This window comes from Micromonospora chokoriensis (assembly GCF_000718555.1).
GTDB classification, from domain to species: domain Bacteria; phylum Actinomycetota; class Actinomycetes; order Mycobacteriales; family Micromonosporaceae; genus Micromonospora; species Micromonospora chokoriensis_B.
Genome location: NZ_JOAN01000024.1, coordinates 92041 through 117007 on the forward strand (window position 1 = coordinate 92041; position 24967 = coordinate 117007).

At 70.2% G+C, this 24967-nt stretch carries 16 protein-coding genes, 1 tRNA gene and 2 pseudogenes; 13 read left to right on the forward strand and 6 right to left on the reverse strand.

Going from position 1 to position 24967, the window contains the following annotated elements; all coding sequences use genetic code 11:
• Nucleotides 1-20: 20 nt before the first annotated feature.
• Both IF46_RS0127175 and IF46_RS0127180 read left to right on the forward strand, forming a co-directional pair.
• The gene (locus tag IF46_RS0127175; RefSeq protein ID WP_030491234.1) at nucleotides 21-1004 is read left to right on the forward strand and encodes an LLM class F420-dependent oxidoreductase; all 984 of its coding nucleotides are present in this window, start codon (nucleotides 21-23) and stop codon (nucleotides 1002-1004) included.
• A complete protein-coding gene (locus IF46_RS0127180; RefSeq protein WP_030491235.1) occupies nucleotides 1001-1792 on the forward strand; it encodes an SDR family oxidoreductase in 792 nt (263 codons plus the stop codon). The genes IF46_RS0127175 and IF46_RS0127180 overlap by 4 nt, the downstream gene beginning before the upstream one ends.
• A 108-nt stretch (nucleotides 1793-1900) precedes the next feature.
• On the opposite strand, the gene IF46_RS0127185 is transcribed toward IF46_RS0127180, so the two are convergent.
• The 5 genes from IF46_RS0127185 to IF46_RS35325 all read right to left on the reverse strand — a co-directional run bounded on the left by IF46_RS0127185 (nucleotide 1901) and on the right by IF46_RS35325 (nucleotide 11831).
• The gene (locus IF46_RS0127185) at nucleotides 1901-4240 is read right to left on the reverse strand and encodes a transglutaminase domain-containing protein (RefSeq protein WP_036393428.1); all 2340 of its coding nucleotides are present in this window, start codon (nucleotides 4238-4240) and stop codon (nucleotides 1901-1903) included.
• A complete protein-coding gene (locus IF46_RS0127190; RefSeq protein ID WP_030491237.1) occupies nucleotides 4216-5382 on the reverse strand; it encodes a DUF58 domain-containing protein in 1167 nt (388 codons plus the stop codon). Before IF46_RS0127190 ends, IF46_RS0127185 begins: the two co-directional genes overlap by 25 nt.
• 14 nt (nucleotides 5383-5396) lie before the next feature.
• Complete coding sequence (locus IF46_RS0127195) at nucleotides 5397-6392, reverse strand: AAA family ATPase (protein WP_030491238.1); 996 nt, start codon at nucleotides 6390-6392, stop codon at nucleotides 5397-5399.
• Between the two features lie 27 nt (nucleotides 6393-6419).
• Entirely contained in the window at nucleotides 6420-9044 is a 2625-nt protein-coding gene (locus tag IF46_RS0127200; protein ID WP_030491239.1) for a fibronectin type III domain-containing protein, read from the reverse strand.
• A gap of 192 nt (nucleotides 9045-9236) precedes the next feature.
• Complete coding sequence (locus tag IF46_RS35325) at nucleotides 9237-11831, reverse strand: tetratricopeptide repeat protein (RefSeq protein WP_232234185.1); 2595 nt, start codon at nucleotides 11829-11831, stop codon at nucleotides 9237-9239.
• A gap of 232 nt (nucleotides 11832-12063) precedes the next feature.
• Here IF46_RS35325 and IF46_RS0127220 point away from each other — a divergent pair.
• From IF46_RS0127220 to IF46_RS0127265, 10 genes are all read left to right on the forward strand, one after another.
• Nucleotides 12064-12147 (forward strand) — tRNA-Leu (locus tag IF46_RS0127220).
• 330 nt (nucleotides 12148-12477) lie between these two features.
• Nucleotides 12478-12759 carry a hypothetical protein gene (locus IF46_RS32870; RefSeq protein ID WP_036393431.1) on the forward strand — a complete coding sequence of 94 codons (282 nt, stop codon included), beginning with the start codon at nucleotides 12478-12480 and terminating at the stop codon, nucleotides 12757-12759.
• A complete protein-coding gene (locus IF46_RS34030; protein ID WP_084598070.1) occupies nucleotides 12752-13771 on the forward strand; it encodes a tyrosine-type recombinase/integrase in 1020 nt (339 codons plus the stop codon). Before IF46_RS32870 ends, IF46_RS34030 begins: the two co-directional genes overlap by 8 nt.
• Nucleotides 13772-14622: 851 nt before the next feature.
• Nucleotides 14623-16494 carry an ATP-dependent nuclease gene (locus IF46_RS0127235; RefSeq protein WP_030491245.1) on the forward strand — a complete coding sequence of 624 codons (1872 nt, stop codon included), beginning with the start codon at nucleotides 14623-14625 and terminating at the stop codon, nucleotides 16492-16494.
• Nucleotides 16491-18209 (forward strand): UvrD-helicase domain-containing protein, encoded by a 1719-nt coding sequence (locus IF46_RS0127240; protein ID WP_030491246.1) that lies wholly within the window; start codon nucleotides 16491-16493, stop codon nucleotides 18207-18209. Before IF46_RS0127235 ends, IF46_RS0127240 begins: the two co-directional genes overlap by 4 nt.
• Nucleotides 18206-18556 carry a hypothetical protein gene (locus tag IF46_RS34915; RefSeq protein ID WP_198041548.1) on the forward strand — a complete coding sequence of 117 codons (351 nt, stop codon included), beginning with the start codon at nucleotides 18206-18208 and terminating at the stop codon, nucleotides 18554-18556. The genes IF46_RS0127240 and IF46_RS34915 overlap by 4 nt, the downstream gene beginning before the upstream one ends.
• Nucleotides 18557-18569: 13 nt before the next feature.
• The gene (locus IF46_RS0127250) at nucleotides 18570-19967 is read left to right on the forward strand and encodes a restriction endonuclease (protein WP_030491248.1); all 1398 of its coding nucleotides are present in this window, start codon (nucleotides 18570-18572) and stop codon (nucleotides 19965-19967) included.
• A 226-nt stretch (nucleotides 19968-20193) separates the two neighbouring features.
• Entirely contained in the window at nucleotides 20194-21153 is a 960-nt protein-coding gene (locus tag IF46_RS0127255) for a hypothetical protein (protein WP_030491249.1), read from the forward strand.
• A gap of 574 nt (nucleotides 21154-21727) precedes the next feature.
• Nucleotides 21728-22192 carry a hypothetical protein gene (locus IF46_RS0127260; protein ID WP_030491250.1) on the forward strand — a complete coding sequence of 155 codons (465 nt, stop codon included), beginning with the start codon at nucleotides 21728-21730 and terminating at the stop codon, nucleotides 22190-22192.
• Between the two features lie 244 nt (nucleotides 22193-22436).
• Nucleotides 22437-23705, forward strand: coding sequence for a hypothetical protein (locus IF46_RS0127265; protein ID WP_051724214.1), 1269 nt, complete (start codon nucleotides 22437-22439; stop codon nucleotides 23703-23705).
• A 102-nt stretch (nucleotides 23706-23807) separates the two neighbouring features.
• Here IF46_RS0127265 and IF46_RS34035 read toward each other — a convergent pair.
• Nucleotides 23808-24185 (reverse strand): annotated as a pseudogene (locus IF46_RS34035) (transposase); the annotation flags it as partial.
• Nucleotides 24186-24188: 3 nt separating this feature from the next.
• On the opposite strand from IF46_RS34035, the pseudogene IF46_RS32875 reads away from it, so the two are divergent.
• Nucleotides 24189-24802, forward strand: a pseudogene (locus tag IF46_RS32875) (transposase family protein); the annotation flags it as partial.
• Nucleotides 24803-24967 lie beyond the last annotated feature (165 nt).

A 24967-nucleotide genomic window follows, 5' to 3' on the forward strand; every position in this document is an offset into this window, starting at 1 on the left:
CGGTGACGAATCGATGGGGCATGACGGTGCCGCTGGGCGGGATCGCGCTGGCGCACCACGACGCGGCCTACGCGGCCCTCGACCAGGCCGGGTTCACCGACGTGTGGTCGTCCGAGGTCGCCGGGGCCGATGCGTTCACCCCGTTGGCACTCGCCGCGGCCTGGCAACCTCGGCTGCGGCTCGGCACCGCGATCACGCCGGTCTTCACCCGGGGCCCCGGGCTGCTGGCGATGAGCGCGGCGGCGCTGGCCGAGGCCGCGCCGGGCCGGTTCTCGCTCGGCATCGGCGCGTCCTCACCCGTGCTCGTGCGGGACTGGAACGCGGTGCCGTTCGACGAGCCGTTCCGTCGCACCCGCGACGTCCTGCGCTTCCTGCGCGCCGCGCTGCGCGGCGAGACCGTCGACGAGGTCTACGACACGTTCGCGGTACGCCGGTTCACGCTGGAGCAACCACCGGCGGTGCCGCCACCGATCCTGCTCGCCGCGCTGCGCCCGGGGATGCTCCGACTGGCCGGCGCGGAGGCCGACGGGGTCATCCTCAACTGGCTCAGCGCCGACGACGTGCCGCGTGCCCTCGCCGAGCTGGGCGAGCGCCGGACCGGCTTCGAGGTGGCCGCGCGGATCTTCGTCTGCCCCACCGAGGACGCCGCGTACGCCCGGGCGCTGGGCCGCCGGCTGATCACCAGCTACCTCACCGTCGGCGCGTACGCCGAGTTTCACCGCTGGCTCGGCCGCGACAAGACGCTCGCGCCGATGTGGGCGGCCTGGGCCGCCGGTGATCGGCGCGGCGCCAACGCCGCGGTGCCCGACGAGGTGGTCGACGCGCTGGTGCTGCACGGCTCGCCGCAGCAGTGCCGCGCCGAGGTGCGCCGCTACGCCGACAACGGTGTGGACGTGCCGATCCTCGCGTTGCTGCCCACTCCTGAGGTCACCGCCGGCGGCGCGACCGCGCTGCTGAGCCTCATCGCCCGGTTGGGCACCAACCCGATGGTGGCCGCCGCGTGAACCTCACCGACCGGATCGTCGTGGTCACCGGCGGGGCCGGCGGCATCGGCGCGGCGCTGTCACGTCGCTTCGCCGCCGAGGGGGCAGCGGCCGTGGTCGTCGCCGACCTCGACGTCGACGCGGCCCGCGCGGTGGCCGAGGGCATCGGCCCGGTCGCGCACGCCAGGGCCCTCGACGTCACCGACGAGGAGCAGGTCCGCGCGCTGGTCGCCGACACCGAGCAACGGTACGGCCGGATCGACCTGTTCTGCGCCAACGCGGGGGTCACCACCGGCGGGGGAGTGGAGGTCGACGACGCCGGCTGGGACCGGGCGTGGCGGGTCAACGTGCTCGCCCACGTCTACTCGGCCCGCGCGGTGCTGCCCGGAATGCTCGCCCGGGGCGGCGGGCACCTGCTGCACACCTGCTCGGCGGCGGGCGTGCTGACCGCGGTGGGCGACGCCGCGTACACCGCGACGAAGCACGCCTCGGTGGGGTTCGCGGAGTGGCTGGCCATCACCTACCGGGATCAGGGCATCCGGGTCAGCGCGCTCTGCCCGCAGGGCGTGGACACCCCGATGCTCACCGACGGGCTCGCCGAGGGCCACCTCGGCGCGCGGGTGGTCGCCGCCTCCGGTGCGGTGCTCACCCCGGACCAGGTCGCCGACGCCGCCATCGCCGGGCTCGCCGAGGAACGGTTCCTGATCCTGCCGCACCCCGAGGTCGCCGACTACGCGCGCCGCCGCGCCGAGGACCCGGACGGCTGGCAGGCCGGCATGCGCAAGCTCATCCGCCGCCTGAGGGCGTGACCCCGCTACCGCGCACCCACCGAGTCTCCTCCGGCCCCTGGGGCACTGCCGGAGGTGATCAAGAAGTTTGCGTCAGGAACGGGCCTGCGGGTGACGCAAACTTCTTGATCACCGGGCGGAGCGGCGAGCGCGGTGTAGGGGGGACGGGTGGATGGACCAGAGCAGGCGACGCCACCAGGGGCGGGCCGAGCGCAGGGTCGCCACGTAGGTGGTGGCCACCTCGGCGGCACGAGTTGCCTGGTCGGGGGTCGCCGCGCCGGGGGCGAAGCCCACCTGATTGAGCAGGGTCGCCAGCTCGTCGACCGTCGGGCTCGCCGGGTCTGCCTCCGCCGTGCCGCCGCCGACCGCGCCGCCTCCCGTCTGGGCTAGGCGTGCGTCGGTGAGGGCCTGGCGGGCGTGCCCGGCCACCTCGGTAGCCGCCAGATCGTCACCGACCGGTCGACCGGCCAGCCGGAGCGCGTCGGTGACCTCCCGCCAGGCGCCGGCGATGCGCTGGCCGGGGTCGCCCCGAACGAGCCGGCTGCGGGTGAGGGAACGGCGCATCGCCAACAGGGTGAGCAGGAGTGCCCCCACCAGCAGCAGCAGACCGCCGCTGCCGCCGGCGACCAGCACCGGCGTGGGAACCCCGTCCCGGCGAGGCGGGCCGTCGGCGGCGGCCGTCGGCTCCGGCGGGGTGCTCGGCTCCACGGTCGGCGCCGGCGCTTCCGAGGGCGGTGGGTCCTCCGGCGTCGGGCGGAAATCCTCCTCGACCGGCCTCGGCTCGTCGTTCGGGCGGGGCATCGGGTCGAACGCCACCCACCCCAGCCCGTCGAAGAGCACCTCCGGCCAGGCGTACGCGTCACCGGCCAGCACCGGCCCCTGCCCACTGGTCCGGAAGCCCACCACCACCCGGGTCGGCAGCCCGGAGAGCCGGCCGAGGACCGCGAACGCCGCCGCGAACTGCTCCGAGGTGCCCTCCTGCCCACCGCCGTTGCGGGGCCCGAACAGAAAGAAACCCAGATTCGGGTACGCGTGCCCGCTCGGCGCGTCCGCCACCACCCGGTAGTGCTCGGCCAGGAACTGCTCGATCGCCGACGCCCGCGCGAACGGCGCGCCATTCTCCTCGGCGAGCTGGGTGGCCAGCCGGCGCATCGGGTCGGGCACCCCGTCGGCGACCCGCAGCACCCGGGCCACCTCATCGCCGGCGGGCACGTTCGCGCTGGCCAGCAGGTTCGAGTCGGGGTGCTCCTCGGCCGAGGTCACCGAGTACCGCAGCCCCGGTGTCAGCCCTTCCGGCCGGATCAGCGTCCCGCTCGCCGGGTCGTACGCCACCCGGGCGCCGCTGACCTCTCGGGGCGTCGCCACGGCGGGCAGCAGCCGACCGCTCAACTCCGCCACGCTGATCTGCTGCCGGACCGTCCGCACCGTGCTGTCCCGAGCCGCAGTCGCGGCCGGCAGGATCCGACCGGCGTTGCGGTACGTCGCACCGACCCGCCAGGTCACCCCGTCGTAGTCGCTGAGCACCGCCAACCGGATCCGCACACTGCGCGCGGCGTCCGCCGCCGGGTCAGCCGCTGGCGCAGCACCGGCAGTGCGTTCCGTGCTCACGTCCAGGAGCTTCTGCTCCGGGTGCAGCGCCCAACCGGAGATCCGGATCAACGGGTTCTCGTCGAGCGTCTGTACCTGCGGCGGCTCCACGTACCGGCGCGGGTCCACCGGCCGGCCGTCGACCTGCCCGGCGACGACCGGGCCGAGCACCGCGACCAGCCCGACCACCAGAGCCACCCCGAGCGCCGCACTGGTGGCCAGCCGCAGCCGCACCGCCGCGCGTACCCCGGGGGTCAGGTCGGCGGTCGGATCGCCGCCGCTCGGCGCGGACCTGGCGGGGGTCGCCAGGCCGAGGGCCGCGACCGCGACGAACGCCAGCGTGGCCCCGACCGCCGGTTCGGCGTTCGGGCCGACCACGTAGAGAGCGGCGGCGTAGAGACCCGCCGCCGGCAGGTAACCCAGCAACACCCGGCCGCTGCGCAGCGCCACCTCCGCGCCGGTCAGCCCGGCCAGCCAGGCGGCGACGACCGGCACCAGCACCGTGTCCGGGGTGGGCTCCACCGGGATCATCGCGGTGAGCAGCCGCGGGATGCCGTTGCGGGCGGCGTCCGCGGTGACCTCCAGCAGGCCGCCCGGCAACTCGGCGCGGGTCGCGGCCAGCCGCAGTGACCACAGTGTCCAGCCGGCCATCGCGGCGACCGACACCGGCGCCACCAACCAGGACGGCAGCCGTCGGGCGGCCACGCTGACCAGCACCGACCCCGCCGCGGCGCCGATGACTAGCCAGGTCAGCAGGCTGCCCGCGTACACCCGGGCGAGCACCACCCCGGCGAGCGCCGTCAACCCGATCAGCGCCAGCGGCAGGACCGCCGCCCGCAGCACCCGCACGACGCGCGTCACCACCGGCGTACCCCGTCCCACTCGGCGGCGAACTGCGCGCCGTCCGCCGCGTCGACGACCACCAGGCCGGCGGCGCCCGGCGGCGTCGGCTCGGCCGCGCCGAACACAGCGACCACCACCGACGGGTACGCCCCGCGCAGCGCCCCGACGTGCCCCAACTCGTCCCGGCCACCCGGCCCGGTCAGGAAGATCAGCGTGTCGCCGAGCCGGTCCTGGCGGAGCCGGGTGGTGGCCGCGCGCACCGCGTCACCATCGGCGGACAGGTCGGCGGCGGCGAGCCGGTCCAGCGGACCCAGCGCCGGTCCGCCGTCGGACGTCTGGGCCTCAGCCGGCGCTGCGGCGACCAACAGCAACAGCACGGGCAGGTCCGCGCGGTGCGCGGCGGTGACGATCGACGCCGCCGCCTCGCACGCCGACTCGAACGACTCGGCCACCCCGCCCACCCGCTGCGGATGCGCGGCGAGGCGGTTGTCCAGCAGGACGACCAGGCGGGGCAGGCTGGTGTCCACGTTCTCCCGCACCATCAGCTCACCCACCCGGGCGCTGGTGCGCCAGTGCACCCGGCGCAGCTCGTCACCGACCACGTACTCGCGCAGCGAGTCGAACGTGATCGACCCGTGCGGAACACCGTCCACCCGGCCGTCGAGGCTGCGCCCCGCGCCACGCGGCACCGCCGTCAACGGGTGGATCCGGGGATACACCCAGACCGGCACCGCCGCGCCGTACGGGCGGGCCAGCGCCACCAACCCCAGCGGATCGCGGCGGGTCACCCGCAGCGGACCGACCAGCACCACCCCACGACGGTCGGTCGGCACGTCGTAGCGGACCTCGGTGTCCCGGCCGGGCCGCAGGCGCAGCACCGGCACCGGCACGGTCCGCTCACCGCACCGGTCCTCGGCCAGCAGGTTCGCCGAGCGCAGCCGGCCGGTGTTGCGCACGGTCAACGTCATGCTCGCCGGCTCGCCACGCGCCACCCGGTCCGGGTCCGCGTGGCGGGTCACCGTCAGCCGGGGCCGCCACGCCGCGACCAGCGCGGCGTAGCCGACGGCCGCGCCGGCCGCCGCGCCGAGCAGCGTCAACTCGGGGTACGCGAACCGGAAGCCCGCCCCCAGCAGCAGGACGGCGGCGACGAGCAGCCCGACGCCACGGGCGGTGATCCCCATCGCGCTGCTGCCGGTCAGCCCTGCACCGGAGCGGGCTGCCCCGACGGCAGTGGCACGGGCACCGAGGCGATGGCCTGGCGCAGCACCTCCGCCGGGGTCATCCCGCGCACCTGAGCGTCCGGGGTGAGCAGCAGCCGGTGCGCGAACACCGCCTCGGCGAGCGCCTTCAGGTCCTCCGGCATGATCCAGCCCCGCCCGTCGATCAGCGCGTACGCGCACGCCGCGCGGGTCAACGCGATCACCCCTCGAGGGCTGACTCCGACGCGTACCTGCGGGTGGGTGCGGGTGGCCGCGGCCAGCCGGACCGCGTACGCGTAGAGCGGCTCGGCGATGTGCACCCGGCGGGCCATCCGGACCATCTCTCCGACGGTGGCGGTGTCGGTGACCGGGGCGAGCGCCTCGGGGGACCGCACGGTCGCGCCGCGCAGCACCTCGACCTCGACCGCCTCGTCCGGGTACCCGACGGAGAGCTTCACCAGGAACCGGTCCAACTGCGCCTCGGGCAGCCGGTAGGTGCCGTCCATCTCCACCGGGTTCTGGGTGGCCACCACCAGGAACGGCGATGGCACCGGGTGCCGGACCCCGTCCACCGTGACCGTGCGTTCCTCCATCACCTCCAGCAGCGCCGACTGGGTCTTGGGTGACGCCCGGTTGATCTCATCGGCGATGACGATGTTGGCGAAGACCGGCCCCGGGTGGAACTCGAAGTCCCGGGTCGCCTGGTTGAAGATCGTCACGCCGGACACGTCCGAGGGGAGCAGGTCGGGCGTGAACTGGATGCGCCGCCACTCACCCTTCACCGTGGCGGCGATGGCCCGGGCGAGGGTCGTCTTACCAACCCCGGGCACGTCCTCCAGCAGCACGTGACCCTGCGCGAAGAGCGCGGTCAGCGCCAGCCGCACCACCTGCGGCTTGCCGAGCACCACCGCGTTGACGTTCTCGGCCAGCCGGGCGGCCAGGGCGGCGAAGCCCTGCACCTCCGGCTGGGTGAGCGGCTCGTGGGTGTTCACGGTCGGTGGTGCTCCTTGCCTGGTGTTTCAGCAGGTGGGCAGGACGTTGATGTTGTCGCCGCCCTCCAGGTTGAGCCAGGCCCACGGGATGTAGTTCTTCCCGCTGTAATTGACCTGCACCCACCAGGTGCTGCGCTTGTCGCTGTTGTAGATGTAGGCGTAGACCTCTTCACCGGACTTCTTGCAGTACGCCTGCAGTCGGGTGCCCGGCTTGGCCCAGCCCACCTGCTTGTCGTTGTCCTGTCGGGCGACCGAGAAGATCTCGTTGCCGTTGCGGCCGCTCCGGTCCTTGTCGCAGTAGGTCGACTCGGGTCCGGACGCGCCGTTGCGGCAGGTCGCGATCCCGTACAGCGGCTGGGTCGTCTCCGCCCTCGTCGCCGTGCCGCTACCGGCGGCGTTGCTGGCGGTCACCGTGAACGTGTACGCGGTGCCCGGCGTCAGGCCCGTCATCGTGATGCTGGAGCACGCCCCGGCCTTCGCCGGCTCGCCCGTCGTGGACAACGCGCAGGTGGCCTGACCGCCACCGGCGTCCACGGTGAACGTCACCGTCGCACCAGTGGCCGTCGACGACGAGCCGGTGACCGTGACCCGTGGCTCGGCCACCGTACGGGCGGTGTCGGTCGCCTCCGGGCCCGGCCCCGCCTCGTTGACCGCCTTCACCTTCACCGTGACGTTCTGGCCGTTGCCCAGCCCGGTGACGGTCGTGCGGGTGTCGGTCACCTCGCTGACCCGCCCACCGACGTCCACCAGGTACTTCGTCACCGGCCGGCCGTTGGCCTCGGCCGGCGCCCACTGCACGGTCACCGCACCCGGCTGGTTGGCGACCGTGCCGGCGCGCAGGTCGAGCGGTCGACCAGGCGCCGCGAAGGGCACCACCGTGTTGCTGACCGGGGACGCGGCCGACCCGGCGCCCTTGCTGTTGACCGCCACCACCGTGAACGCGTACTGGGTGCCGTACTCCAGCTCACCGGCGGGCACCACCAGCTCCGTCTTGGTCGACTCACCGGCTGGCGCGTTCGTCCCCGCCGAACTGGCCGTCACCGCGTACTTCGCGATGGTGTTGCCCTGCCCGTTCGCCGCCGGCCACTTCACCAACACCGTGCCGTCCGGCCGCTCCTGCGCGGTGACGCTCGCCGGCGGGTCGGGTACCGCGGCGGTCGGCGTCACCGGGTTGCTGGTGCGCGGCGGGCCGTCGCCCTTGGCGTTGACGGCGTGCACCGCGAAGCGGTACGTCTCGCCGTTGGTCAGACCCTTGACCTCCACCGCACGCTGGTTGGCGCCCACCTCCAGGCGTTGGCCGGCGCCCTGCACCACGTACTTGATGATCTCGGCGCCGTTGGCGGCGGCCGGCCGCCAACTCACCCGCGCCTGGGCGTTGCCGGCGGCGGCGGTGACGCTGCGCGGCGCGCTCGGCTTACCCACCCGGGGCTTCTTCGGCGGGGGCGGCGGCGGGGGAACCGGCGGTGGGTCGCCGCCGAGCACGTCGTTGGCGTACTTGTTGACCTCGCGCACCTGGTGCTTGTCATCCACCACCCGGGCGGTCGCCGCGTCGGGGGAGTTGATGAACAGGTGATTCTCCCGGACCTCCAGCTCCAGCGGCCCGTTGGCCCGCCCGCGGATGGTCTCGACCAGCTGACCGCCCGCGTCGAAGGAGTAGATGGTGCCGGTGGCCTCGTCGGCGCAGTAGATCCGGTTCGCCCAGGCCACCGCCGGACTGAGCCGATCCCCCTCGCCCGGCACCGTGAAGGCGCTCTCCTGCCCACCGTCACCCACCAGCAGCACCCGCCGGTCTGCGGTCACCGTGACCGGCACCCGGGGCCCGCTGGTGCGGGTGGGCAGTTCCGCCGGGCCGGACAGCGTCAGCGGCATCGGGTGAACCTCACCGCGCTGCACCCGCACCAGCTTCCCGGCCGTCCGGTCGAGCACCGCCACACCGTCGTCCAGGGTGGAGACCACCAGCTCGTGGCTGGCGTCGGCGACGTCGTACGACTCGACCCGCTGCGGGCTGAGCCCGGCACCGGCCGGCGCGGCCGACGCGGGCACGGACGGCAGCTTGGCGGCGGTGATCGCCGAGACGGTGCCCTCACTGGGCACCGCGATCCAGAGCCGACCCTTACCGTCGAAGGCACCTCCAGTGATGCCCGGCGGGTAGCGCACCGGCTCGCCGACCGGGGTCAACGATCGCGGGTCGAGCTGGCGCACGATGCCCTGCACAGCGTCGACGACGAAGGCCGCGTCCTCGTGTAGGGCGACACTGACGCCGAGGCCAGGGGTGGTCCGGGTGGTCGCGCTGAGTTGGAGGGTGGCCAGGTCCAGGGAGCTGACCTGCCCCGTCTGCAGGTCACGCAGGAGCAGCAGTCGGTCGGTCTGGGTGACCTGCATCGGATGCTGGCGGGCACCAGGGATCTCGGTGCGGGTGTCCACCCGGGCGGTGACCCCGTTGACCCGGGCCAGCTCGCTGCGCACCGAACTCCACAACCAGGAACTCGCGTCGTAGTTGGCCACCGCGTTGTCCGCCGCGCCCAACCCGAGGACGGTCAGCCCCATGGCGGCCAGCAGCGCGGCCACCGTGCCGACGGTCACCAGCCCGCCGCGCAGCCGCGACCGGGAGCGCGGAGCCTCGGACTGTACGGCGTCGTCGATGCTGGCCACAGCCGGCTGCCTCCCCTGAGTCGTGGCAGGTGGAGCGCCTCGCGGCGACCCTCCCCTGAGCCGGGTGCCATCATATGGCGCTGCCGGTGACGGGGGAACCCGCACCGTCACCCCTGTGGATACCGAGCGTGTGCGGTGTGGACACCCAGCTCAGCCCGGTTTCCGCTTGACTCAGCCCGGTTTCCGCTCGCCTCAGCGTGGCGACGGTCGACCCGAGGGCGACCCGCTCGACGAGGCGGTGCGCTCTCGCGTCGTGCAAACCTGCCCCGAAGTCGCAAAGCTGTCAGTGGAGTAGACCGCCAACACGGTGAAACAGTGATCCACTCGGGAGTTCAACCCGTTGACCGTGTGGCTGGTCCGGCCCGGGTCCACGGTGGCGATCACGCCCAGCGGCTGCCCCGCCCGACCCGCGGCGACCATGAACGGCACCGCACCGCCGGTCGGATCTGTCCAGGTCAGCGTGACCGTGGTCGAATCGTCGCGCAGCTTCAGGTCGCCCGGCGCAGGCCCCGCCGCCGTCGGTGCCTGCGCCGCCGCCGTCGGCGCGGTCCCGGTCGGTGGCGCATCGTCGCGGGTCAGCATCACCGCACCCAGGCCGGCCACCGCCACGACGGCTACCCCGGCCGCCACGACCGCGCCGATCAGCGCCGCACGGTTGCGGCCCGTCGACCCACCCTCATCGGTGTACGTGGGCCGGTACGCGTCCTGCACCTGGTGGTGGTACTGCTGGCCCGGGTACGGCGCCGGGGGCAGTTGCTGGCCCTGGTGGTGCCCGACCGGTTGCGGCGCGCTTGGCAATGGCATCGCCTGGCTGGAGCCGGCACTCGGTGGCCAGGCCGCGGTGGGGCTCTCCGGTGCGGCGGTCAGGCTTGCCTGAGCGGCGGCGGGCCTTGCCTGCGCGGTGTTCGGGCTTACCTGAGCGGCGGTGGAGTTCGCCTGCGGGGTGATGGGGCTCGTCTGCGCGGCTGCTGGGGTCTGCTGGGTGGCGACGGGTCGGCTCGGGCTGGCCCCGACCTCGGCCGGGTCACCCTGCGACGGAACGGACGGGAACACCTCAGTCTGGTCGGACGGCGCGTTACCGGCCCGCTGGGTCGGCACTACCGGGGCGTCGAGGATGCCCAGCCCAGAGTCGCTGTCCGCGCCGGGGCCGGTTGGTTCCATCGTGGCCTGCCCAGCCATCGCGCGCGCGGGCATCGCGGCGTGGGCGGCGGAGTCGGCGCTGGGAGTCGGCAGTGGTTGCGATGGGGCGCTGCTGCTCCAGGGCGGTGCGGTCATCCCCCACGGCGGTACGGGCGGTGCGCTCACCGGCGGCGCGGAGACAGGGTGTCCGTAGGGCGGCCCGGAGACAGGTGGCCCGAAACCGGGCGGCGCGGACACCGGATAGGTGTGCCCGGGTGGTGCGGAGACGGGTTGGCCGTGGCCCGGTGGTGCGGACACGGGTTGGTTGTAGCCGGGTGGTGCGGAGACGGGTTGGCCGTAGCCGGGTGGTCCGGAGACCGGGTACGGGTGGCCGGGTGGTGCGGAGATCGGCTGCGGGATCGCGGGCGGTGCGCTGATGGGCTGGGCGGGTGGTCCGCTCACCGGGTACGCCGGCCCCGGATGGTCCCCGGTCGGAGAGGGCCTGCCCGGCGATGTCGCCGCGCCGGACACATTGTGGTGCGATTCGTTCGGCCCGGATGGCTGGGCCGCGGTTCGGGCGGCCTCCTCGGCGAGCAGCGGCTCGATCTGCCGTACCTGGATCGTGGGGTTGTCCCAGCGAGGTGCCGGCACCGGCGGTGCCGCTGGCGGGGCGGCCGACGTCGGGGCGGTTGGGGTCGACGGCCGAGGTGACACGTCGACCGCCGGCGGGGTTGCCGGGTCGCCCATCCGCTGACGTGGTGCCGCGGTCGGTCCGGCCGGCGATTGGTGTGGTGGCCGCTGCTCGGGCAGCGTCGACGGACCGTCGACTCCCGGCCGGGGCGACGGGGCAACGGCTGGCCGGGAAGGGGCGGCCGGCTGCTCGTTGGCACGTTGACGGGGCGGCATCGCAGGCGCGGCCGACGGCGGGCCGGGCTGCGGTGACGCGATTGAGGAAGCTGCCGGCGTAACGGGCGTCACCCGAGAGACTGGGACCGGCGCCGCAGTGGCGTTGCGCGGCGACGGGGGTGTGGCTGGTGCGCGTACCGCCGGAGGGGTGTGCTGGGGCGTGGCCGGCGGTTGCGGCGGCGCCCAGGGTGAGACGGACGCCGGTGGGCCACCTGCGGAGGGTCGCATCGCGGCCAGGGTCGCCAGGGACAGGGTGGGGCCGGAGAGCGCCGCCCGGGTGCCGGGCTCGGCCAGACTGGGCGTAGGCGCGGGGTGCTGCTCACCCGGCGTCGACGCGGGTGGGCGCAGATAGTCGCGGGCGGCGCGTACCGCCGGGTGGTTCTCCCCGAGCGCGGCGGGCCCAGCGGTGGCGACGCGGGTGTAGTTGCGGCGGGCCTCGTGCCGGTTGCCGAGTTCCTCCGCTACCTCAGCGAGCTCGAACGCGAGCGCGAGCATCAGCGGCTCAGCGTGCTCCCAACGCCGCTCGCCCGCCGCGAACGCCTCCTCCAACACCCGGCGCGCGGCGAGCGGGTCGTCCCCCTCCCGGTGCAGTCGTGCCAGCAGATGGGCGGTGTGCAGCATCTCGGGGTGGTCGTCGCCGAACGGCGGGGGAGCGGACTCGACGGCCTCCGCGAGCAGGTGCCGGGCGGCGCTGAGGTCGCCCGCGGCGCGCAGGGCGAGGGCTCGGTGCTGGGCGGCTGCCAGGGGGGAGGGATGGGACACGTGGCAATGCTGCCGTCCGAGGGCCGCCGGACGCTACCCGGACACGCTTCGGCGGTGTGTCGGCGCGGTGGTTTTGAGGCGGCTTGAGCAGCTACGGAAGCGCCGGGAGAGGGGCGCCAGAAGGCGATGTGCATGATCCACGAGCGGCGTGTACAGTAACTCCCCGTGCGGCTCACCGCGCTGAACACCAGATGGAAGATCATCTGGACGGCGAGGTAGGCTGAACGTGTAGGTCCGGGTGGCGGAATGGCAGACGCGCTAGCTTGAGGTGCTAGTACCCGTATAGGGTGTGGGGGTTCAAGTCCCCCCTCGGACACAAGAACGTTTCTCCTGTGCGACATGGACGTGGCGGTGGTCAAGGATGCTTGACCACCGCTGAAACTCATCCGACACCGCGCATGGCACTACTCTCAGTGACCGGCGCTGAGCGAGCTCGTCAATGACGCGCGGCAGCAGCTCGTCAGCGATTCCCGCCGTTGTTCTGCCCAGCATGGCGTCCGGCGTGCGAGCCGCTCCTGGCGCTCCCACAGCAGCCATGAGGCGCCCTCCACTGCCGCTTCCGAGTCTTGCCGCTACTCGAAGCCGCGCAGCTCTCTATGGCCTGGTGACGCTTAATTCGCGGGGTCGTATCGCTGACGGGTCCGTGATGAAGGAACTCCAGTGGACCCCCGGACTGCGATTGAGCATCAGGGAGCGCCGAGGGCTGATCGTCGTATCAGCTGACGAGCAGGGCGTTTTCAAGGTGACGAGGGAGGGCCACGTTCGGCTGCCGGCAGTGGTTCGTCAATGGTGCGGTCTCACCGCTGGCGACCGCGTACTCATCGTGGCGGAACCAGACAGCGCACGCTTGGTGGCGTACCCGCCAGCGAAGCTCGACGAGATGATCACGCAGACTCACGACGCGGTGTTCGGGGGCGATCATGAGTGACGCCGCAGCGAGCCGCGCTGAGTTGGACGCGGCTCGGCTGCTTCTTGCGCGGATGGGGATCTCGCCTGCTGATCTTCTTGAGGCCGCTGCGGTTCGGCCTCCGTCGCCGACCTTCGCCGAATACGTCCCTGTGGTGTCGGCGGCGGTCACAACGGGAACGCGACGTGCCTACGGTTCCTACTGGAACCGTGTGGTGGAGCACTGGGGGCAACGCAGGCTGGACGAACCGACGCCGTCAGAGATTGAGCAATTGGCGGAGTACGTCAAGACGCACGTCGTGGCTCGGCGCAATGCTCGCGGAGGTCGAAGTGCGGCGGAGCATCTGATTGCCGCCTTGCGGTGTCTCTACAAGAGGGCAGTCGCTGATGGTTTCATATCGGCGTCGGACAACCCTGCCTTGAAGGTGGCGAAGCCGCGACGTTTGCCGAGCACGCGGCGAGCGGTGGCGGACACTCGGCTGGCTGAGATTAACGAGGTTGCCGCGAGCACAGGTGACGATCCAGCGCTCGACAGTCTGCTGTTGAGACTGCACACGGAAACAGCCTGTCGCCGCGGAGGCGCCTTGGCGCTTCGCCCGGTCGACCTGGATCCGGATCAGTGCCTCATCCTGCTTCGCGAGAAGGGCGACACGGTCCGGTGGCAGCCCGTTTCCCCAACGCTGATGCGATATCTGCAGCGGCATGCCGAGGAGCGGGGCGCGACGGACACGGGCCAACTGCTTCGGTACCGCAACGGGCAGCCCATCACCTACCGGCGTTACGACCACCTGTGGGTACGCATCGGTGAGCACTTGCCCTGGGTCTACGTGCAGCAGATCAGCACCCACTGGCTGCGACACACGACGCTCACGTGGGTGGAGCGAAATTTCGGTTACGGCGTCGCACGCGCCTATGCCGGTCATTCGGACAGTGGCAGTGACGCCGGCACCACCGCAACCTACGTGCGAGCCACCCTGCAAGAGGTCGCCGCTGCCTTGGCGGCACTCACCAACGAACCGCACCCTCTGACATGACCCGTGTGGGCTGGGCCTGGCGTGCGATCGGCGGGCCCAGCCATCACGGTGCAGGGAATGTGCGGGAGTACGTGATCGAGGCCGAAGGAGGGATCACCCCCACGGGCGTGGGGAGCACTCGCCAAGGCCACGCTCACCCGCCTGGAGCGCTGGCCCACCCCCACGGGCGTGGGGAGCACGTCAACGACTACGCCACCGTTGACGTCGACTGCGGTCCACCCCCCACGGGCGTGGGGAGCACTGGGTGACCAGCGGCGGGAAGCACCGGTACGCCGGTCCACCCCCACGGGTGTGGGGAGCACGCGAAGTGCAGCGTGTCGACGATTCGGGCCAGCGGTCCGCCGCCACGGGCGTGGAAAGTACCTGGTCGAGTCCGCCGACCCGCTGGCCCGTGCCGGTCCACCCCACGGGCGTGGGGAGCACAACGACGAGCCGACTCAGATCGCCGACTCGTACGGTCCACCCTCACGGGCGTGGGGAGCACCTCGGATCAAGCATGCCGCCCGGTGCGACTGAGGGTCCACCCCCACGGGCGTGGGAAGCGCCGGTGGACTTCGAGACCTCTTCAGCAGGGCGCGGAGTCTGGGCGGACGCCTCCCGGCGGCGCGATGGCGAGGCGGAAGTTGTTGTACTTGGCGGTTTGCCAGGTGCGCTCGGGGGTTCCGGTCGGGCTGCACCGTCGTCGCTCAGCTGCCCGTCTTTGCCTGCGCGTCGGCGAGACGCTGGACGGATCGTTGCCGGCAGGTGGCGGAGTGCGCCTCGTGCGTTCGGTGCCGGGGATCGGACCTGATGTCCGACGTCCATGATCGGGTTCGCTGCGATCATGGACGTTCGTACTCGTAGGGGCGGTCATGTTCGTTTCCAACATCACGATCGGGAACTATCGGTCGTGCCGGCAGGTCAGCGTCCGGCTGCGGCCCGAGGTCACTGTCCTGGCCGGTGAGAACAATGCGGGCAAGACGACGGTGATCGACGGTCTGCGCCAGCTGACCGATGCTCTCGACGGACGGCGCGGCCCGGCGCTGACCGATGGTGACATGTTCGACGGTGCCGGCCCGGATGATCAAGTCCAGCTGCGGGCCGTTCTGTCGGACATTGACCCGGACCATGCTGGCGCCTATCTGTCGGCGTTTCTTCCCGGCGCGACCGCCGATGGGAAACGCTCGGCGGCGTGGGCCTTGACATACACCAGGCCGCCGCTGGGGCGTCGTCGAGGCACGACGACGTGGCAGGTCGGCGAGGACAAGGAATCGTCTAGCGAGCCCTCTCTGCGCACCGCGATCCGGCACGTGCACCTGCCCGCGCTGCGCGATGCCGTCCGCGACCTCGGCGTCGCCGGTGGTGCCCGGATTCGGGTGATGCTGGAGGCGCTGCTCGGCGGTCAGGACAAGGTCGACGCCTTCGTCGACCGTGCCGCCGGGCACTTCACTGCACTCGCACAGGACGAGGCGGTTCGAGCCGTCGGTTCGGCAGTCAGCGGCTCACTCGGGGCGATCACGTCCGGGGCACACCGTCAGCAGGCCGGTCTGACGGTGACGGATGCCAACCTGGGGTCGATCTCGCGGGCACTGCGGATGCTGCTCGGCGACGCGGAACTGCCGCTGACGGCGTCGATCGACAACTCCGGGCTGGGCTACGCGAACGCGCTGTACATCGCGACCGTCCTGGCCGAACTCGAGACCGCCCGTGAGTCCGACCTGACCCTGCTGCTGATCGAGGAGCCGGAAGCCCATCTGCACCCGCAGTTGCAGACCCTGCTGCTGCGCTACCTCAAACGGCGGGCGGCAGCCTCCCGGCAGCGTATGGTCACTGATCCGTCCCAGCCAGCCGGGCACATTCAGGTCGTGCTGACCACCCACTCACCGGTGCTGTCCGCGGCGGTCAGTGTTGAGGATCTCGTCGTGATGACCCGCGGACCGCTTAAGGAATCCACCGGATGGCAGGCTCGGGCCGTGGCGGTCGCCGACTTGGGCCTCAGGATCAAGCAGATCAAACAGCTCGACCGGTTCCTCGACGTCACCAAGAACGCGCTGCTCTACGCGGCACGGATCATCCTGGTCGAGGGCCCATCCGAGGGGCTGCTGCTGCCGGCCCTCGCCGACCTGGTGCTGGCCGCGCCGGCCGGCTCCCGCGAACCGCAGCTCCAGGCCGCGCAGGAGGCGATGGACCGCTTCCACGGCGCGACGATCGTCCTCGCCGACGGCGTGGGATTCGGCGCCTATTTCAAGGTGCTGCTGACCGCCGCCAACGGTGCCCGGATCGGCCAGCGGATCGCGGTGATCACCGACTCCGACAAGGCGGGGACCGACGAACCGAAGCGGGTTATCGACGCTCGCGCGGAGGCCAGACAACTCGGGGCCGGACCTGAGGTCATCGAGTGGTTCGTCGCACCGCGCACCCTCGAGCCGACCCTCATGTGTCCGCAAAACGAGGAACTGCTACACCAGGCGTTCCTGGAGTGTGCACCCAGGTCGGAGCATCGGTGGGCGCCGATCGCGGCCGCTCCCGTCGACCAGCGGCCAGAGATGTTCCGGATGTTGTTCATCTCCAGCTCTGACGATGCGGCAGCTGAGGGCTCGGCCATCTCCAAGCCGGAGTTTGCGCACGCCCTGGCCGACCGGCTAATTCCCGGATGCGAGTTCGTCGTGCCCGACAACCTTGCCGACGGTATTCGCTACATCGCCGAGGCTTCCCCTCCGGTCTGGCCGACGAGCGCCCGATGACGACGGCGTTCGAGCAGGCCGTCGCGGCGCAGGAACAGGCGATCACCGCAAAGGCGCCGCTGTTCGTCCGAGCCTGTCCCGGCGCCGGGAAAACCCACGTGATCGTCTCGCGGCACCTGCGCGGACCCGAGGTTACGCTGCGCCGCGGGCGGGCGCTGTTGTCGTTCACCCGGGCTGCGGCGACCCAGATGCGCCGCCGCTGCCACCGCGACGGCCGGCCCGACGCAACCGCCTTTCCCCACTACATCGGCACCCTGGACGCCTTCATTTGGGATGCCCTGGTGGCACCGAACCTGCCGTCGAACCAGCCGTTGCAACTGATCGACAGCTGGGACCGGGTGCAGGCCGAAGTGAAACTCGACCGGCAGATTCCGCTCAACGGATTCACGTTCGTGTCGGATCCGCGCACCGGCCAGGAGTCCATCCGGCAGGACCTGCTCTCCCAGGAACACGCCCTGCTTATCAACGGCAGCAGCTATGGGTGGGACCGGTGGGCGCAGGCGGCGTTCACCGTCCGCGACGCCCAATCTCAGGACGGATACGTCACCGGGCATGAGAGCCGGCTGCTGGCGCTGAAATACCTCGCCGAGGGAGAGAGCGTCACCGGGCCGCTGCGCTCACGGTTCGCCGAGATCGTCGTTGACGAGGCGCAGGACTGCTCGGTAACCGACCTGGAAATCATGACAGCACTGCACCGCGTCGGGATCCCGCTGGTCGTCGTCGCCGACCCGGACCAGATGATCTACAGCTGGCGTGACGCCAAACTCGGGGTACTGCGGGCTCTGGCGGCCGAGCTCGGGCAGACCGTCGAGCTCACTGGGAACTGGCGCAGCTCCCGGACGGTCTGCCAGGCCGCCGCGACCCTGCGCTCCGGTGCCCGCCCGCCTGATTCCGTGGTCCGGCCGCCGCAGCTCGAGCCGCCGTTGATCCTGCTGCCGACCCGGTTCCCGAGAGGCGGCACAGCGAAGCACGTCCAGAGCGGCCGGCCGGTCGTCGACGTGTTCCTCGAGCACGCCCAGGCCAACGGCATTGAGGCAGTGGACTGCCTGACAACCGCGCACAGCCGAATCTACCTGCCAGCCAAGAACCGGCGCCCGTCCGGGAACAACGCCACCATGCTTGCCCACGCCCGGCACGTTGTGCATTCTGGGACCGCTGACCAGGCCCTCGTCGACGACGCATGCCGGCTCGCCGCCAGGATGCTGCTGCGGTACTGGTACCCGGATACTCCCGCCCGCGGCAGTGTCGAAGCACGCTGCAGTGCGGCCGGTGTCGAGTTCACCGGCATCATCCGGCGCGCGTACCGATTCCTGTACGGGTTGCCGGAGCCGCACGCAGGCTGGATCGCCGACGTGAACGCCGAACTCAGGAACGCGCCGCAGCCGCCGGGCGCGCGACCGAGCCGCGGCGTCGGCCGGCTCAGCGGTAAACCACCGACGCCACGTGCCGTAGACACTGCAACGGCGTCGTTTCGTTCCGACAACATCCATCAGGTCAAAGGCAACGAACATCTCGCTGTCATGCTGCTCATGCCCGACAGCGACGCGAGTAGCCGCTGGATCAACGGCAACCCGGACACCGACGAATCCCTACGCGGCTGGTACGTCGCGGTCACCCGGGCACAGCGCCTCGTCACGATCGCCGTTCAGGCCGAACAGATCGAGGCGCTCACCGAGTTTCTGGCCGCCCAGCAGGTCGCGACGCTCATCGGATGACGTACTCGCCGGATATGTTGGCGGCGCCTCGATCCAGTCCCGTTGATCATGACCAGGTGATCTCCACGGATCAGGCGCATGTGATCGAGACCCGGTATGGGTGCCCCCGCACTATGCGTGCACAGGATTCTTTGGCGATCACCTTCGCGAGGCGCCTCCGCCTTCCCGGCCGCGCCGAGACGACGGCGTTCGTGGGCGTCGACGGCATGCACGGTCATGCTGGCGACGTGTGGCTGAACAATGCTGAATGGTGGGCATTCATCATCGCGTCGCAGGGCGCGGCTCGGCAGCCCCTCAAGGCACTTATTTACGAGCAGTGCTGGTCTAGGGTCGATGCGACCCAGTGAGGGGAGCGATCGGATGGCGGCGGCCGACCTGTACGAGCAGTACAGCCGGATCGAGGCGATAACGGACCCGCAGCGGCGCGGACGGGCCTTTGAGGACTACGTCGCCGCGCTGTTCGCCGCGAGCCATTTCGAGGTCACGAAGGACGCGGGGAGCGCCCGTCCCCGGCAAACCGATCTCCTGGCAACTCGGGCAACCGAGACCTATCTAATTGAGTGCAAGTGGCGCTCGGCCCGAGCAGACATTGACGACGTGGACGGCCTCCGCAGCCGACTCCGAAGGACAAACGGCACCGTCGGTCTGCTCATCAGCAACTCCGGATTCTCCGGCACTGCCATCTCGGAGGTCGCAGACCACCGTCACCAGCCGATTCTCCTGCTTTCAGGCGAGGAAATCCGCAGGCTCGCCCGGCGGCCAGAACAGTTGGCCCATCTGCTGTGGCGGAAGAGGCAGGCGCTGCAGGTCGATGGCAAGGCACTCGTTGACGAACCTGCGCAGCCAAGGCGGACACGGACCCGTCGGCCGCTTCCGGGCTCCGCCTCACGTTTTGTTGCGGCAGGGCGGCCGGACGCGCCGGTCTTCGCCTGTGGAGGCGGGTTTGATCAATTCACTTTTGCCCATGATGTCGTCGACGTGGATTGGGTGATCGCCGCTGGAAGCGGTGCCACACTCGACGTCGACGTGCCGGCCTTCGATGAACGTGACGTGCTCGCCGTCATCGACAAGCTCGCGGATCTTGGTTGGACGTCGCCCGATGCCCGGTGGAGCATCCAGCAGGCCCGAACCAACTGGCATGGGTTCGGAGCCGCTGCGTTTGCGTCAGAACTGAGCCAGTGGAAAGCGCGGGCTGACACGCCTAAGGCGCATCACAGTGAGGAGTTCTGCTACGTCGACAACTGCGACGGGGGCTTCTACACCCTAACCTCGACCATCGGCGCAGACGACTACCGGCGGGCGACCCAGACCCACCTGTCGATCCAACTTCACGGTGTCCCGCTCGACACCGGCCCGCTGCTCCAACTCTGCCGGTCGATCGGAGTTCACCACGGCACCTACTTCCGCACCCTCGCCGAACGGTCACGCCGCGTACTCCACCTGCCGGACTGGATGAGGGTCCCGATCGAGCCGATAGCCCACATCGTGACATCAGGGACCAGCATCGACCCGGAGATGGAGTTCGTCACCGGCATAGTGATCCCCAACCCATTCAGCCTGGTGCAGTGGCGGCAGAGCGAGGAATGGTCGACCGCCGGCCTGCAGCACATCGAGTCTGCGGAGTACCTCGTCTGCGATCTCGGCGAGCACCACCTCAGAGACGGCAAGCCCTACACCTACTGGCTTACCAAAGTCGAGGTGGCACGAACATCAGCCGCCGCCGTCTTCGTCCCGGGCGTCCGCTGGGACCTGGCGTAGGCGACTGCCTTCCCTTCTGACGTGCTGATGGGAGTCATCGCGTCCGCGTGCTTCTTGCGGCCGGGAGGTTGTTGCGTCTGCGTGGTCGGGCATGTGATGCTGACGGTACGGATCGGCGCTGCGGTCGTGCTGCGGGGTTACCGGAAATCATTCTTAGTTCGCCAGGATCGATCGCGGTGATGCGCGGGTTCCTGGCGGCTTTCTGCGCCCCGTTAGGAGCTTGGCGATGACCAGCTACAGCGTTCTGCCCACCGGTCCCCGGACCACCGTGATCGCGACATGGTCCGGCGAGGAGTGCGACCAAAGCTGCAAGATCACCACCATAGACGACCCGCAGCGCGCAGCCCGCCTCGCCAGTGTCCTCACGCGGCTTTCTGAGGACGCATGGGACGCAGCGGCATTTCTCGATACTCATCCGGCCATTGAGGAAGCGATCGAACGCCTCGTCGAGGCGCTGCGGGACTCGGAGGTTGCGATTGACCCGGTGTCGTTGATGGCCGATGAGGGTAGCCGCCACGCGGAGGCGTGGAGCCACAAGGATCTCGTCGAGCTGTTCGGTGGCGAACTGCCCGAGGTGTTCGGTGCATTGCCACGGACCCAGCGATTGACGATCGCGGACGAGATCGCTGCCGACGCGGCGGAACGGGCCGAGGCGCTGCGGTTACTGCCGACCGGGGGTGATCCGGAGCTTGCGTCCTCGCGGATATGGCAGATGTGCGAGGTGACTCGGTCGTTGCGCAACGGAGAGGTTGGACCGCTGCCAGACGGCGCGGCCGGGTGGATCGTGCAGGCATGGATGTTCGAAACAAGTCCAGCGCGCCGGTGGGGCGCCCGCGAGCAGTTGGTACGCATAGAGCAACTCGTCGCGGCATGTATCGCCAGTGGCGGTAGAGCCACGGCGGACGACGACCCTCTTGAAGCGCACTTGGTCCTTCCGCAGCCTGATGAGGTCCATTCGAGGATCCTGTACGTGCGGCCGGCGCAGAAGCAGCGCAGCAAGCGGGCGAGCGACCCGGTCGCTCCCATGGTGGTGGTCGAGTCGCGCTCAGGCTCCGGGCCCGTGGGATTGGGTGAGGTCTGGGCTACCGACGATGACGGATTCGCCAATCTCCTTGGCGAGTGGACCCGTGCCGTGCCCTACCTGAGGAAGACCGATACGTACGTCGACCCCAACAAGTGGGAGTAACCCGGTCTGCCCGGACGTCCACCCCAGTAGCTACTGACTCTCGGCTAGGAGGTAGCACTTGAGTCTGTCTGCCCATGCAGCGGCGGAGGCGGCCTCCAGCTGCGGTACGCGATATCTGGTAGACCTGGCGAGACGGTGGCCAAGGGTGCTGCACCCCTGCTGAGGTGGCGCGGACCGGCGATGTCGACAGCCGAACCGTTGGGGTGGCCTCTATCCGCGCTGGTATGCGGCGGGCAGCCACGTCCGCGGTCGTCGGTGGGTCCGGCAGCGCGATCGAAGCGACGACGCGGGCGTGGCGAGTCCGATTAGGCGTTATCTGCTCGATTCGCGGGCATCCTCGGACAGGATTCGAATCTGCGACATGCGGGTTTAGGAAGGCGGTAACGCCTACTGAAGCACCTCCCAAGCCTGCGAGGAGGCGATAGCGCGACTACTCTCCGGAGCGGCTGCGGACACCACCTCATGCGTCTAGCTGCCGGCCGACGACAGCACGCACGCTGCGGCCGCGACCGGCACAGAGGAGCATGAGAGCGTCACCGCCCGCGGCGAGCTGGAAGCTCTGACCGTCCGCTCCGTGCCGCTGTTCGAGCACCGGGAACTGCTGACGACCGCGCTCAACACCGCCCGCACTAGGTTCCCGCTGGCCGCACCGTTCGTACGCGACGCTGTCGTCAACGGCGACTTCCTGGCCAAGCTTGAGATCATGCTGCGTAGGTCCGGCTTGACCGCGCGCATCGGCTACGGCCTCGGCCAGGAGCCCGCGCAGAGCGGCAACAATGCCCTCAGCCGGCTGCGTGCACTCGCCGGCCGGTACCCCAGGCTCACCCTTGCCCACGTTCCCGATCCGCAGCCGAACATCCTGATCTTCGACGACACGTGGGTGAACAGCCGATTCGACTGGCTGTCGTTCCGGGACCAGCCCACGCACACCTACCGCCCAGAAGAAGGCACGCTCGTTCGCGACAAGACGCACGTGGACGAGCGCCACACCCACTATGCCGAGCTGATTACGCGAACCGCCGCTGCCCCCAGACACTGAGAGGGCGGTGTGCCGCTCGGCGGCCGGGCGGCGCGACAATGCTCCGACGCGAGCTGTCCGGGACACGGGCAACCTGCCGAACACCCGCCTGTGATGGAGGGCGTCTGTGGTGAATTACCCGCTATCAGTGTTACGGCGAGGGGGCGCCGGACGGGCGTTGTCTCTTCATCCGAATATGGGATGCCGGCTGCGCCTGCAGGGGTAGATGCTGTCCTGTTGCCCGAAGGGATGATGGGGAGTAGGCGTGTTCGCTGAGTTGACGAAGCCGGATGAGCGGACGCTGCGCTTCACCTCGATGGGGCTGAGCCTCGACGGGCTTCTGCATGAGGATGATGCGCTTGCCTTTCAGCGCTCCCAGATCGCCGGAGCGGTGCTGAACGATGCCGTGTCTGGCGATCTTCAGGTGAGCTTTGAGCGGCTGCGCGACCAGCACAGCTTGGGTGTGGTCGACTACGAGCAGTTCACCGTCGTTGCTGACGCTGCCATCGGCCTCTACGAGCCCGCTCTACGTGCCCGATTCGTCGAGTTCTACCACGGCAGGGTGATCCCCTTCACCGACGACGAAGGCAGACCACAGTCGTTGACCAGCACCAACTACGACGACATCGCCAAGCATCTGCGCAGACGTAAACTTCGCCTGCCCGCTGGGAGTGGGGCGCCAAAGCGCTTCACTGGCATGCTCGCTGACCTGTTCGCATGGGCACGCCAGCACGAACTCCTGAGGGGACAGCGGGCACGACATCGCGAGCAGGTGATCGTCAAGATGCGCAATTACCTCGCGCACGCCCGACCACATCACATCCATACCCCGGTCGACGCGACACTGGCTCTGCGTAACCTGGCCGAGTTCATCAATCAACTGTGGGGCGTCGCGACTCCCGACGGCAGGTGTTACCCGGGGCCAGTACGACGCGAGACGCTCGCGGTCGGCTGGAACCCGGCCACCGGCGTCCAGGAGTCCACGCGGGCGGGGAACCTTACCGCAGATGAGGATCCCACCACCCGGTGGATCCTGTACCGCGGGGTGCCCGACGGCTACGAGGGCGAGCGCTTCGACTCCCGATACGTCACGACTCGCGTCCCGACGCAATACCTGTGGGGGCCAGGCTCCGCCGCCGAAGCCGTCACTTGGCTGGCCACCCACCAGCCCGCCGTCGACGAGATCGACCCGGTCGATGGGCTCTACCTTCTGCGTCATCACGGCAACCACCTGTACCTGCCCCAGACTCCAGAGGTCTTCGCCGCGACACCTGCGGAGCAGCAAGCCGGTCGGTGGCATCTGCTGCGCGCGGACGTTGGCAACGACGCCTTTGCCTGCGTACGCGCCCGTGTCACCCCGAACGAAAATCACAACAGTTGCGGGTGTCCTGTCGAGCGGCTAGCACAAGGGACCTGGAATACGGTGCACACGAAACTGCGTCACCTCCAGCCCGCCCTCGTGCCCCACCTCCCCGACGACGTTCGAGCGTCATCGCCGGTGGCCTGCCCTCGCGCGGTGGAAATTCCTGCTTGACCGGACGATCGACGGGCTGTACCACTCAATACGCGAGCTGCCGACGACCCGCGAGCCGAGGCGCGGGGGCTGTCTCGCTAACGGTGTTTCCGGCTATCTTGGTTAGTAGGTTTCAGCGGCTGGGAAGCGGTCGCTGAAAGTGATGGCGAAGGCGTTCAACGCGGGTTTCCAGCGCATCGTCCATCGGGTTCTGCCTGCTCCGGTGGGGTCCAGGGATCGGGTCACCAGGTACAGACACTTCAACGCGGCCTGCTCGGTGGGGAAGTGGCCGCGGGCCTTCACGGCCCGCCGGTAGCGGGCGTTCAACGACTCGATCGCGTTGGTCGAGCAGATGACCTTGCGGATCTCGAGGTCGTAGTCGAGGAACGGGATGAACTCGGCCGAGACGTTGTCCCACAACCGGATCACCGCCGGATACCGGCCACGCCACTTCTCGGCCAGGTCGTCGAACGCGGCCCGGGCGGCGTCCGCGTTGACTGCCACCGACTCGCGGCCGGCTTCGAGATCGGCGTCGCCACCGCCTGGCGCTACGTCCAGGAGGCGATAGCCCTGCTCAGCTCTGCAGCCGACGACCTGGACACCGCGATGCGACGCATCCGGCTGCTGGCGTACGCGATCCTGGACGGCACCCTGATCCCGACCGACCGGGTCGCCAAGCAGAAGCCCTACTACTCCGGAAAGCACAAACGCCACAGCGTGAACATGCAGGTCATCGCCGATGCCGCTGGCCGGCTCGTCTGGGCTTCACCGGCGCTGCCCGGTTCGGTCCATAACCTGACCGCAGCCAGGACCCACGGCATCATCGAGGCGCTGACCAGGGCAGACGTGATGAACCTTCGCCGACAAGGGTTACCAAGGAGCCCTCGGCAGCATGCGCACACCGTTCAAGCGGCGCCGCTGCCGACCAAAGCTGTCACGTAGGCAGAAGGCGTGAACCGCGCCTACGCGAAAACTCCGCGCCCGCGCGAACGCGCGATCGCCACCCTCAAGACTTGGAAGAGCCTGGCCAAGCTGCGCTGCTGCCCACGGCGAGCGACTCCGATCGTGCAGGCCATCTCGTTCTGCACAAAGTTGAAGCAAACCGCCACGAAGGATGAAAAAGGATTATTAAGCCCATCCGACACCGAGTCTGCACTACTCTCAGTGACCAGCGCTAGGCGAACTCTCCGATGACGTGCGGCGCCTTGTCAGTGATTCCCGCCGTTGTTCTGCCCAGTCAGGCGTCCGGCGTGCGCGTCGCTCCTGGCCCCCCCGCGGCGGCC

Coding starts and splice junctions, on each gene's coding strand:
- IF46_RS0127175 (WP_030491234.1), top strand. CDS start 21: ATGACGGTGCCGCTGGGCGGGATCGCGCTGGCGCACCACGACGCGGCC.
- IF46_RS0127190 (WP_030491237.1), bottom strand. CDS start 5,382: ATGGGGATCACCGCCCGTGGCGTCGGGCTGCTCGTCGCCGCCGTCCTG.
- IF46_RS32870 (WP_036393431.1), top strand. CDS start 12,478: ATGAAGGAACTCCAGTGGACCCCCGGACTGCGATTGAGCATCAGGGAG.
- IF46_RS34030 (WP_084598070.1), top strand. CDS start 12,752: ATGAGTGACGCCGCAGCGAGCCGCGCTGAGTTGGACGCGGCTCGGCTG.
- IF46_RS0127235 (WP_030491245.1), top strand. CDS start 14,623: ATGTTCGTTTCCAACATCACGATCGGGAACTATCGGTCGTGCCGGCAG.
- IF46_RS0127240 (WP_030491246.1), top strand. CDS start 16,491: ATGACGACGGCGTTCGAGCAGGCCGTCGCGGCGCAGGAACAGGCGATC.
- IF46_RS34915 (WP_198041548.1), top strand. CDS start 18,206: ATGACGTACTCGCCGGATATGTTGGCGGCGCCTCGATCCAGTCCCGTT.
- IF46_RS0127250 (WP_030491248.1), top strand. CDS start 18,570: ATGGCGGCGGCCGACCTGTACGAGCAGTACAGCCGGATCGAGGCGATA.
- IF46_RS0127255 (WP_030491249.1), top strand. CDS start 20,194: ATGACCAGCTACAGCGTTCTGCCCACCGGTCCCCGGACCACCGTGATC.